General features: G+C 47.6%; 12 protein-coding genes. 6 read left to right on the top strand and 6 right to left on the bottom strand.

The features are described from left to right. Positions 1 to 2: 2 nt before the first annotated feature. The 4 genes from IRJ18_RS17830 to IRJ18_RS17815 all read right to left on the bottom strand — a co-directional run bounded on the left by IRJ18_RS17830 (position 3) and on the right by IRJ18_RS17815 (position 3,194). The gene (locus IRJ18_RS17830; RefSeq protein ID WP_194107650.1) at positions 3 to 1,007 is read right to left on the bottom strand and encodes a hypothetical protein; all 1,005 of its coding nucleotides are present in this window, start codon (positions 1,005 to 1,007) and stop codon (positions 3 to 5) included. 42 nt (positions 1,008 to 1,049) lie between these two features. Beyond that, the gene (locus IRJ18_RS17825) at positions 1,050 to 2,033 is read right to left on the bottom strand and encodes a hypothetical protein (protein ID WP_194107649.1); all 984 of its coding nucleotides are present in this window, start codon (positions 2,031 to 2,033) and stop codon (positions 1,050 to 1,052) included. Between the two features lie 409 nt (positions 2,034 to 2,442). Then, a complete protein-coding gene (locus tag IRJ18_RS17820) occupies positions 2,443 to 2,889 on the bottom strand; it encodes a hypothetical protein (RefSeq protein WP_194107648.1) in 447 nt (148 codons plus the stop codon). Positions 2,890 to 2,912: 23 nt separating this feature from the next. Continuing rightward, positions 2,913 to 3,194 (bottom strand): hypothetical protein, encoded by a 282-nt coding sequence (locus IRJ18_RS17815; protein ID WP_194107647.1) that lies wholly within the window; start codon positions 3,192 to 3,194, stop codon positions 2,913 to 2,915. A 229-nt stretch (positions 3,195 to 3,423) separates the two neighbouring features. Here IRJ18_RS17815 and IRJ18_RS17810 point away from each other — a divergent pair, with 229 nt between their 5' ends. Continuing rightward, a complete protein-coding gene (locus IRJ18_RS17810) occupies positions 3,424 to 3,654 on the top strand; it encodes a helix-turn-helix domain-containing protein (RefSeq protein WP_317174101.1) in 231 nt (76 codons plus the stop codon). Between the two features lie 2 nt (positions 3,655 to 3,656). Here the strand turns inward: IRJ18_RS17810 and IRJ18_RS17805 are convergent, their stop codons facing one another. Both IRJ18_RS17805 and IRJ18_RS17800 read right to left on the bottom strand, forming a co-directional pair. After that, the gene (locus IRJ18_RS17805; RefSeq protein WP_194107645.1) at positions 3,657 to 6,608 is read right to left on the bottom strand and encodes a type IV secretory system conjugative DNA transfer family protein; all 2,952 of its coding nucleotides are present in this window, start codon (positions 6,606 to 6,608) and stop codon (positions 3,657 to 3,659) included. A gap of 1 nt (position 6,609) precedes the next feature. After that, positions 6,610 to 7,077 carry a hypothetical protein gene (locus IRJ18_RS17800; protein WP_194107644.1) on the bottom strand — a complete coding sequence of 156 codons (468 nt, stop codon included), beginning with the start codon at positions 7,075 to 7,077 and terminating at the stop codon, positions 6,610 to 6,612. Positions 7,078 to 7,204: 127 nt separating this feature from the next. On the opposite strand from IRJ18_RS17800, the gene IRJ18_RS17795 reads away from it, so the two are divergent. From IRJ18_RS17795 to IRJ18_RS17775, 5 genes are all read left to right on the top strand, one after another. Further along, complete coding sequence (locus IRJ18_RS17795; protein WP_194107643.1) at positions 7,205 to 7,465, top strand: hypothetical protein; 261 nt, start codon at positions 7,205 to 7,207, stop codon at positions 7,463 to 7,465. A gap of 114 nt (positions 7,466 to 7,579) precedes the next feature. Continuing rightward, on the top strand, positions 7,580 to 7,816 hold the full coding sequence (locus IRJ18_RS17790) for a hypothetical protein (protein ID WP_228072934.1): 237 nt from the start codon (positions 7,580 to 7,582) through the stop codon (positions 7,814 to 7,816). A gap of 120 nt (positions 7,817 to 7,936) precedes the next feature. Then, positions 7,937 to 8,818 (top strand): ArdC family protein, encoded by an 882-nt coding sequence (locus IRJ18_RS17785; protein ID WP_194107642.1) that lies wholly within the window; start codon positions 7,937 to 7,939, stop codon positions 8,816 to 8,818. Positions 8,819 to 9,452: 634 nt separating this feature from the next. Next, positions 9,453 to 11,078 carry a hypothetical protein gene (locus IRJ18_RS17780; RefSeq protein WP_194107641.1) on the top strand — a complete coding sequence of 542 codons (1,626 nt, stop codon included), beginning with the start codon at positions 9,453 to 9,455 and terminating at the stop codon, positions 11,076 to 11,078. Further along, the gene (locus tag IRJ18_RS17775; protein WP_194107640.1) at positions 11,068 to 11,283 is read left to right on the top strand and encodes a hypothetical protein; all 216 of its coding nucleotides are present in this window, start codon (positions 11,068 to 11,070) and stop codon (positions 11,281 to 11,283) included. The genes IRJ18_RS17780 and IRJ18_RS17775 overlap by 11 nt, the downstream gene beginning before the upstream one ends. Positions 11,284 to 11,312: the final 29 nt, after the last annotated feature.

The following is an 11,312-nucleotide window of genomic DNA, read 5'->3' as shown; positions in this document are numbered from 1 at the left end:
TGTCAATTATTTTTTGTCAGGGAAGTTTTAATTAGTGTTTCCAATTGCTTAACAAGGGCATCTATTTGTCGCTGTTGCTGTTCGTTTTTTTTATCCGATTCATTTTTTTGCTCGATCAAATACAGAGTCAGCTCCTCCACTTTCTTCAATAAAAGCTTATTCATCTCACCCAGGCTAAGCCCATTCTTTTCTACTTCTTGAGCAGATGGCATTTCAGGTAAATGACTGTTTTTATCAATATAGCTTTTTACTTCAGCCAGGGTTGGCAGGTGATAATCTGTTTTGAAAACATAATCTGGCAGGCCGGTTAAATTAACTTTCACTTCTTTGGAATGAATAGTGCCATTTACCGAGAGTAGTTCATCTGGAGTGGTGGTGCCAATGCCGACTTTGCCAGTATTGCTAATTACCATTTGTATAGACGGATTACTGCTATAATCGCCTCCGAAAATCATTCCTTTGCCACTATATGTATAAATTGCGGGGGTTCCCCCTCCACTGTTAACGCCAAGTAAAACACCATTATCGTTATTCCCTATGGTAGCAAAAGAGGCTAATGATGAGCTGGTATTGATATGCAATTTCGATATCGGATTCGTGGTACCAATGCCGACTTTGCCATTGTTGTCAAGTACTAATATTTTTGGTGAATCATAACCTGTGGGGTCAGATGTAGGAATGGCCATATACGTGTAACTGGGTGTGGTACCGGCGCCTGTAACTCCGAATGCGCCACCATCCTGCCCATTTGAATTAGCCGAGTTAACTACGCGAAAAGCCCGTGCCCAACCTCCTGGTGCCCCACCCAAACCAATATCGAACGAATACATTGAAGTTAACAAGTCATATGTATTCTGTTTAACATGCAGCGTTCCCACCGGGTTTGGGGTGCCGATGCCCACATATCCTCCAGTATAGTATACAGGTGATGTGCCCTGCCACTGTGCTTTTGAAACAAAAGGGACTAAAGAGATAACAGCAATTGCTGCCATAAAGTGTTTTTTCATGATGTGATAAGAGTTTATGATAGATTGATACTAACTATACTTCTACGGTTTCTTTTGCAATAAGGTTTCGACTTGCTTACGCAATTCGTCGATTTCCTTTTGTTGCGCTTGTTGCTTTGTATCCTTCTCGATCAGGTACAGAGTCAATTCTTCGATCTTCTTGGTTTGCAGCGTCACGATGTTGGCCAGGTTGATCCCTTGCTTCGATACTTGTTGTGCTGAAGGCATTTCCGGCAACCGGTGATTTTTTTGAATAAATGATCTTACCTCAGCCAGTGGCCGCAAAACGTACTTCGGTGTGAAAACGTAATCGGCCCACGGGTTATTTACCGCGACCCTTATTTCCTTTGCCCAGAGGTTGCCTCCGGCATAAACATTGGTGCAGTTTACCGTTTGCGCGGCAAAATCCGCATCACTGCGGTTCAAATTGCCGCTATTCCAAAGTTCGTACCATTGGTTCCAGTGGGCAGGAACATCCCCGTTCCTTGTCCTGAAGGAAATATGTTTGCCGCCATCTGGGCCATAATCTGAACTGATTTGTGTATCATAACTCGCGCCAAAACCACCGTAGCTGATAAGCGAACCATTCCAGGACGCACCTGTAGATTTGTAAGCGAAAGTATAACCGTTAAAAAAAGCATCAGCACTGCCAGCAGCGCTGATATTGGACACTGATCTTTCAAGGCATTCGTCAGGATCAAAATTGGCCGTAGACCAGACCTTATACCAGCTTGTCCATGCTCCTGCCGAATTCTGCCGGTAATATAAATTATTATCCCACAAGGGCTGGACCAACTGTGTACCAAACCTGGGATCTGCTGCTAACACCGATTGCATACCTGTACCATAACCGGTGCTGGTGGGTGTATTGGTTGTAGTACCGTGCCAGCTGATATAGCCCGGTTGTGATGACCAGGTGTTCAAGTCTGATAAGAGATTATTACCCGACCATTGTGCATGAGCGAAAAATGGGCTAACAAAAAGACATAGGCATAGCAATGCCCGGGACAGGAATGTTTTTCTCATTGTGATAATTTTAAGTACTAAGCTGCGTTAGGCACAGCGATGGAACTAAGCTAAACAAGTTTTTTTATTTTACAATGTCCCAATAATCGTTTCAAAATATTTGTAATTTATATCCGCTTTCAAGGAAGGGTTAGGCTGTTAAAGAGTAAGCAATAATCCTTAAGCTCATCTTGTTATGATTTTGAAAAATCATTGCTGCGTATAAAAGGGCGTTTTAAATTGTATGTATTAAACGTAATCGGTCTAAATGATTTCATGTTCGTTTAGAGGGGGCTTCCACACTTGCAAATAAATCTAAAAAATCAATCTCATTAAGAAACATCCCACAATTAGACCAAAGAAACGTAAACCAAACACTTGCACATAACCTATAAATGATTTCAATAATGCCATTTCTTCACCAGCACAACTATTTCCTTGTGAAAGTCAGCACATATCCCTCAAATTTAATCTCATTTAGCGTGCAAATATTGTTGCCATTACTGAAAGCAACCGTGCCTTGAAAAGCGACGTTACCGGTGCCGTCCTTTACAGTTAGTTGAGAACTTGAGTCCATTGTCCACGATCCGCCGATAATTGTCTTGGGCGGAGGTGCGCAAGAATTGGTACTCAGCGCAAAGTCGCCTCCTTGTCCAAACGCTAAGACGGCACTTTTTTGACAGTCGCTGAGCGTGACAGAAGTGGGCGAGTTGCCGCCGTAGTCTACCTCGTAGGTTACATTCCAGTTACCTACCATTAGGGTTGAAGGGGTTAGTGTCTCTGCTGCGACGTTTCTTTTCGAGCAGCCGGAGAGCAAGGCGGTCAGCGTTCCGAGCGCAATAAGCAGCGCGCGAATTGTATGGGGAGTCTTTCTCATGAGCTTAGTTTGTATGGAATGGATTAGTGGCTGAATGTGTCGCGCTCGTTGGTGTAACCGTTTAGCACGAACGGTTGCGAAATCTGTAACGTGGAAGAGGAAAGCTCGTTAACGGTAGCGGCGGTACCGCTACTTGATGTGCCGATAATGTTGAGCTGCGTAAAGTCGTCGTTCATGCTCCAGGACTTTACCGATACCTGTGTGCCGGTAACTGCTGTTACGGTGTGATCATCCTTGAAAGTCAGGCTATAGATAGTGGCGTTGGACTGCACCTCCCAGGTACCATCCTTTTTTTGTAGTTCCATCGTGCGGAGCGTCCATGTGCCGGAGGTGAGCAACTTTGTCTTTGAACTCGTACTGTCCTTCTTGCAGGAGCTTAAAAACAATACCGCGGTAAATGTGGCGATTAACAGGTGTCTGGCTGTACTTTTCATTGAATGTCATTTTAGGTTTTAAAGAGAAAAAATAAACTGAAAACAATAATAAGGCAAATTTGCCTTAATTCAAAATAAAAAATAACCTAAGCTTTGGGATGTGGCGCAGCTTAGAGACAATATCGCAATATCCATACTTGCAAAAAACGTAAGAAGGCATCGATTAATAAAGAACATGACGCAGGAAGGGCTTGCTAACGCCGCTGGAATAGAATACAGCCAGGTGAGCCGTATTGAACGCGGACTACTCAATACCAGCATTTCAGTAGTATTCGCAATAGCCGCAGCTCTCCAAACATCGCCTTCAAAGTTGTTGGAGGACGAACAGTAACATTAAGCCCGCCTTCCCCGGATGATCCTCTTGATAATTTCTCTTTTGGCAGGGTCGTTTGCCTTGTCATCATAGGTTATCTTCACGCGATAGCCTTTCATCAGGCTGGTATTTTCCTGCGGCTCTGGTAAGGGCGTAAACAAGGATTGTAGCTCGTCCTCCGTGATAATGGAAATGTGCGTAGATATTCCTGCGCTGACGCTTTCCTGCATTTTCCGCCTGATGGCCTGAAGCTTGCTTAGGCTATTCGAGCATACAACCACCTTGGAAAAGCCCTCCCGCAGGCACTTTTGGATATTGTGAATTTCCCATTCCGCGGTCGTGGTGACGGAAACTTCCACGGCGATGCGCTCGCCGCCTTTTTCAAGCACGACGTCGACAAGTCCCTTACCGTCAACAGTGGGCACTTCGATGCTCGCCCGGTAACCGTGCTGCTCGGCCATTGCCTTGATGGCATTTTGTAGGTACCTGTGCTCCTGCAGCTCGCGTTGTCCAGTAAGATGTCGGGCTGCATCAGTTGCTTCTCCCTCATGTTCCGAACTAGCCAGTTCGTCCCGTTCTTTTTGTTGTGGTGGCAAGGACGGTAATGGTTCTGATACTCGCGACTCGGTGACGGTTTCTTCCGGTGCCGTGTAGGACACCGGCGCAACGGGTACGCCGTATTTGCCGCGCGAAAGGGAAACGATGCTTTCCGTGTTGCAAAAATCGTATTCCATTGGTACAACGGTCAAGCTGAAGTCCGAGTCGGCAGTGTTTACCCTGGCTATGGCTTCCCCGACGCCCAAATTTTGCAGGTCTTCGGCGACGAAGCCGCTGAACCCTTCCTGCATGCGCCTCGCGTCGGTATCGGTAAGCCGGAAGCAGATTCGGGTGCCCAACCCCAACACGGAACTAACCACCGCATCATCGAACCGTCGCAGCTGCTCCATGTTCTGGTTCGCGAGCACCAGGCCGAAGGCATATTTGCGCGTGCCCGTCAGCATGCTGGCCATGCTTTGCGTCACGAAGTGGTGGAACTCGTCAATGTAGCAGAAGAACGGCACGCGTTCGCTTGCCGTCTGCTGCTGCCGCGCCATCGCGCACTGCTGTAGCTTGGCGACGATACACGCGCCGAGCAGGTAGCTGTTTTCCTCGCCCATCAGGCCCTGCGGGAGCTTGACGAGAATGATCTTGCGGCCGTCCATCAGCGCGCCGAAGTCCAGTCCCCTGTGCTGGCAGACCATGTTGCGGATGACGCGCGGCCGGAGGAAGCTGTCGAGGCGGGTAAGTATGGAGCCTATCGAAGAAGTTTTAAGCAGCGGGTACTCCACGCGCCAATAGTATCGCAGCTCCTCGTCTGTGCACGTCGAAAGCACGGTTTCGCGATATGCCTTTTCGATGAGGAACTTGCGCAGGTCGCCGAGGTGCCCCGGCTTTGAATTGTACAGGAACGCCATGATCGCGTTGGCTAGCACCGAGTGCAGGTTGTCGCCCCATGACGTGCTGAAGCGCCTGAACAGCGCAACGAGGTCGCTCGCGAGGAGTTCCCGCTCCAGATCGCTGTTTGCCGAAAGTATGTTGAACCCTACGGGGTGTTCGGCGTCGGAAGGGTCTATCAGCACCACGTCGCCGATCCGCTCGTCCGGCACCGACTTGAGCACGCTTTCTATCAGGTCGCCATGCGGATCCAAGACGCAGCAGCCCATGCCTTCCTGCATGTCCTGAAATATCAGCGAGTGCAGCAGCGTTGACTTGCCGGTACCACTGGCTCCCAAAATGTGCATGTGCCTGCACCTTTGCTCCACGTCGATTCCGACCGCCGCCGTTTCGCCATGATGCTCGTTGATGCCGAGCATGTACGAGGAGTCGCGCAGGTGGCCGGGGGCGCGCTTGGTGGCGCGGCTGCTTGCGAGCAATTTCCTTGAGAGCCACGAGCTGGGAATATGCGCGAAGGTTGCCAGTTCCCGCACGTTGAGCAGCATGCCTAAGCGGTGCGACCTGCGCGCGGCGATGTCCTGCATCCGGGTTTCGAAATCGTATTCCTCGTGCCCTAGCGGCGAGAGCGAATTATACGGGGAGCGCGAGGATTGCTGTACCGCCATTGTTGCGTGGCGCATGAGTGTCGCGGCATGGCCTTCGGTATCCGCGCAGGTAATGAGGCGGATCGCCGCCGCGGCCAGCGGACGCGCACTTTTTTCCCTGGCGAGGGCTGGCATTTCAGGCGCGTCGTAGAAAAACGAGCCGCCCTCGCTGTCGCTTACCGATTTCAAGATGCTCTCGGCCCAGGCGTTGCACGTCCCGCAGAACAGCACCTGTAAGGCCACCGCCTCGGCCTCGCCAAGGTGCTCAATCATTCCGAAGAGCGCGGCGTAGGGGTCGTATCCCTTGCCGTCGTAGGTTCCTATCGGACGCATGAACTCTTCCGCAATGCCGAAGTCGGTTATGCTCGCCGGACCTGGCTCTTCCAATAGCGCCACAAGCGCGTCCTCGCCGGACTTGATGACAGTGCAGTCGGGCAAGTATGCCCTCAGCTGCGTTGTCAGCCAGTATTCGTTATCCGCCTGGCAGGCGAATTGCAGTACCGCGCGCTGGTGAGTGGCCACAAGCTCGAAGCTTACGGGCTTTTGGCTGAGCGCGAGCATCGTGAGCAGCTGCTCCGCGCCCGCGGGACTGGCGGCGTATTGCTTGGACAGGGCAACCGTATACACCACGCTTTCCCCATCGCTTGGACAGCTGTAAGCTTCCACCACGGGCGGACTGGGGTCTATAGAAGTTTCGGTAGTGGCGTGCTGTCCCGGCAGCACCTTGTGCCACCAGCTGAGCCTTACGCCGTCGTCGATAATTTCGCTCTCGGCGTAGTGACCGAAGAACGGCTCGAACACGGGCTCAAGCTGCACCGGCTCGCCGAACAGGTGCCAGCCCCTGCCGCGCTGCTCCCACTGGTAGAACTGCTGCGTAAGTTTCCTGGCGCTCAAGTTATGACAGTTGCTGCTGGGCCAGCGGCGCGGCCATGCGCGCTCCATGCGTTGCCTGGACCGTCGCGGTTACTTCGGTGATGATGCTGTTGATGGCGTTCTGGAACATGAGCTGCGTGTCCTTGCTGAACATGGTGGTTGCCTTGTCCTCGAACAGCGCGCTCATCAGCGGGCTCTGGTACACCCAGTCGAGAAAGGAGCTGCGCTCGTACTGGAACCACCAGGATATGAAGAAGCTCCTGCCATAGGGCGCGGCGCAGACGTAAAACAGGTACTGGTTGCGCTCGATAAGCAGGTATTCGCGCTTCACGCTGAAGAAGCCGTAGGTCGAGATGTCCCTGCGGTAAAAGTTGATGTCGGGGTACTGGTACGACTTGATCGTCTGCTCCAGCCTGTCGTAAAACTCCTTTGTCGAAAGCTGCAGGTCGGCGAAGTGCCGGTAGGTGTGGTTGAGGGCTATTGTTGCCATGTGAAATAGGTTTTTGGTTAACGGTTGATATAAAGCTACTTACAAGAAATGAAAAATCCAAATTCCTTGCAAATTAGGATTAGGGTTCCTACCTTTAATGTATTGTTCACCTAAAACCGTTATCCTTATGACACCTCTTTTCGTCCTCCTATACGGAGAATTTAGCTTTCTTGAGTTCATGTTTAGCCACCCCATTTGGAGCATTATCATCGTTGTCGTGTTCCTGCGCGGCGCGGCGCGCTGGTTTTTCGGTGCGAAAAAGATCAGCCGTCAGCAGGCCAGGCACATGGAAATGCTGGAAGAGCAGCACGGCCTGCTGATGCAGCAGAACGCCATGCTGCAGCGCCACGAAGCACTAATGGCTAAGCTTGAGGAAAAACAGCCATAGCGCAGGATTGGATCGCAAAGGCTGCGAGGCAAGGCACTTGCAGGCAAGCAAGAAAAAAATTTATGAGCAACGGAAGTTTCCGTACATTTATGTAAACAAAATCCCTTACGAACCATGATGAAAAAAGTGTTTACCATGCTGACCCTGCTGATGCTGGGGTTTGCATCGATCGCCCCGGTCCAGGCCTCTACCTTCCAGCAAAAGCCTGCCACCACGCAGCACCTGAAGAAGGATGGCACGCCGGACAAGCGCTACAACGAGAACAAGCACCTGAAAAAGGACGGCACACCCGACATGCGCTACAAAACAAGCAAGAAGGCGGCTAAGGCAATGCAGAAAAAGTCCAAGTAACGACGAACAATGCCAGCCTCTCGCTGGCATTTGTCGTTTGCGCCAAATCTTCCCCCCTTATGCAGTTCCCTGCCCGTGCGTACAATTAAGAAAATTCTTTTAACCTTAATTGTACGAAAAATGGAAACACAACCCCACATCGACGTCTACCGGATCGTCACCGACAGCATTATTGCGCAACTCGAAAAACACATCGTGCCCTGGCAAAAGTCCTGGGTCGAAAGCGGTCATCCGCAAAACCTGGTTACCAAACGCAACTATACGGGCATCAACACCTGGATGCTGGCAGCGGCTGGCTACTCACAAAACTATTTCCTGACCTGGAACCAACTCAAGGATCTTGGCGGGAGCGTAAAGAAAGGAGAAAAAGGACACGTCGTCATTTTTTGGAAGTACGTTGAAACCCATAACGACGACAATCCGCAAGAGCGAAAGCCAAAACCTGTGCTGCGCTACTATTACGTATTCAACATCGCCCAATGCGACGGCCTCCCTGAAGTGCCAGCTACGCCATTTTCTCCGCACGATTTTTCGCAAATAAGCGCCTGTGAGGAAATCATCGCGCGCATGCCCCTTTGCCCTGCCGTAAAGCACACGAAGCAGCAGCCGTACTACGATCCCGTCAAGGACTGCATCAACATGCCAAAGCCCGGAACGTTTGTAAGTTCCGAGGCCTACTACGGCACCCTGTTCCACGAATTGATGCACAGCACCGGCCACGCAAGCCGTCTGGCCAGAAAAGGCATTATGGAACCCGCCGAATACGGCTCCGACCCTTACAGCCTTGAGGAATTGGTGGCAGAAATCGGCGCTTGCTACTTGAGTTCCGTGGCAGGCATCATCAACGAAGAACTTGAGAACAGTGTGGCGTACATCAATGGCTGGCTAAAAAAGCTGCGGAATGATAAACGCTTTGTCATCCTGGCAAGCGGACTTGCGCAGCGGGCTGCAGACTACATCCTGAATATGAATTCCAGCCGCAAGGGGCCGGTAATGTGTTAGAAACCGTAGAGACCCAGTGATGGGTCTTTTATTAAAAATTCTGCAGAAGGAAAATAGATTGCTCGCTGCCTGCGAAAGGAGGTAAGAGTTTTGCGGGCAGCGGGCAACTACGGCTGCGCAAGGCGCACCGTATTCTGCGAGCCGTAAAGGCAACGAAGCATCGCGAAGTTGGCCTGCGAGCGGAGCAAAGGGTCTCTACAGGGAAAGCGCAGCGGCTGGAGAGAATGTCTTACACAAGCAGGTGGCCCGGTGTTGAATACGACCGCACTGCGAAGGGCAATTCAGCGCGGACTCCTGCGCAGCCCTTTGCGACCCGCAGGCGAGCCAAACACGACAAGCGCCCGAACCGTACTGCTGAACGGCAGTGAAGCTGTTAAGGGGCGGAGAAAGCTTGTATGAGGAGCCGCCGAAAGTGGGCAAAAAGAATGACAGGTCAGCCCGCGGCAGCGGAAAGCTGATCTTTGTATCGTGTGCCTGAAAGGCTGACGGTACAAAGATGACACCTGGCGTTACTTTTTGTTAAATGAGACGGCGAGGAATGCTTTTTTTCCTGTTATTGTAAAATTTATTTGCTTATTGAGATAAATATAAATAACTTTAAATCAACCAATTGCAAATAAACCTAAATCATATTATGGTAGTACTATTTACGGGAATGTCAGGTGTCGATTGTAATTCTGTTTTAACAAGATTTATTAATGAGAACAGAAAATACCGATACCCCAATAAAAAACCTATATTATTAAAGTTAGAAGACGAAATTGTAAACGTATATTTCGAGCATAATCCACATCAGCCCAAGAACAATCTGGCTTGGGTCCAACTAATTCTTCAACAACCCTATTCCCTTCTCAAGAAATATTGGATAGAGGCTTGTAATAGAATCATTACGAAAATTGAGTTAATAAAGAAAGAATCACCTGATTCTTTAATCTTCATAAATTTACATGCATGTTACTTTCATGTAAAGACACAAGAATATATTTCATTAATTGACATCGATTTGCTTAAGAGTTTAAATCCGGAAAAGGTTATTACGTTGATTGATGACATTTATGAAATATATCATAGGTTAACGAAAAAGGGCGGATTATATACACTTATGCAGAAAGTCACTAAAACTGAAGTGATTTTCAGACATATTAGATTACTTGATTGGCGTGCCAAAGAGACAATGATGTCAAGGTTTTTGGCTGAACAAATAAAAAATTGCAGTCATATCGTATTAGCTACAAAACATTCATTTGACACGTTAACATCATTAATTAATGGGACGTTTTTAACAGCATATTTATCGCATCCAATTTCAGAAGTTAGACGGCTGGAGGCACTTGGTGAGTATGATCGGGCCTTAAATATTAAAAAAGAAATAGCGGAAATTTCAGAGTATTTGAGCATAGGTTTTACTACTTTTTTGCCTACAACAATAGATGAGTACAGGATTTCATCTAAAGAATCCGATTCAAACGGTCAAAAAACTCTAAACTACATTTCTGCTTTAAATGTTAGATGGGAGAAAGATAAATATAAAGATCCGCAGCACATCCTTTATCAACCTTGCGACTTCCCAAATGACAGTCAACTTTGGACACAAGACATATCTGAATTTGATTTGGAAGATTTAAGTCAATTGTTTTCAATACTCGCAAGTATAATTAGCGTACAAGTAACCACGAGAGACTATACTCTTGTAGAACAAAGCGAGGTTTTGATAATCTATAGACCACTTTTTAACGGAAACTTAGCTGGTGGAGTTCAAAAAGAATATAATTATTTTAAGCATATACAAGCTGCTCGTCAAAAGGAAATAATTTGTTTTATTTATTGTCCTCAAGAAGATATTGATAAATTTTATATTAATGAATTCAATGCGCGGATTAGATATTATTTATCCTTACCTAACAACGGCTTAAAATTAAAAAATGGTGTAAAAAATTTCATAGAATTATCAGAGGAAGAGTGTGGAAAACTTTTAAATATTGAATTGAATAAAAATCTAATTTTAGAGTTTTTTACTGAGGTAATGGATAAGCATGGTATGTTTATTGATATTTCTACAGTTATTAGGCCACTTAATGACACAGAGATACAAATCCAAGAACAATTTTTGGAAAACTTTGTCACTGGTCTTTTGAAGAATTATGAAAAATTAGACGAATACAAAAGGATATCCACATATTTTGAGCCGAAAACACTTACTCCCGATCAATTATATGATAATATAGTAAAAACTGTAACAAACATAGCACATGGAAAATGAAACTAGAGTTGATTTTTTAAGGGGATCATCATTTGATGAAACTGAAAGAGCAAAAGAGATGCTAAAAGCATCAAATATTGATTTTACTGAAGTCTTTTCAAATTCCTCTTATTCACCCGTTGTAATTAGTAGCACTAGCGCCCTTCCTTATGAGGGAGAAATGTCAATCAGGGGTTACTGCGACCTTTTTAATCAAAGTATTTAATTATTTATACCCTCTTTAGAGGGTATTTT

The sequence above is a fragment of the Mucilaginibacter boryungensis genome, from assembly GCF_015221995.1.
Classification (GTDB): Bacteria; Bacteroidota; Bacteroidia; order Sphingobacteriales; family Sphingobacteriaceae; genus Mucilaginibacter; species Mucilaginibacter boryungensis.
The sequence above is the reverse complement of the archived record's forward strand: the minus strand, read 5'-3'. Positions and strand labels throughout refer to the sequence as shown.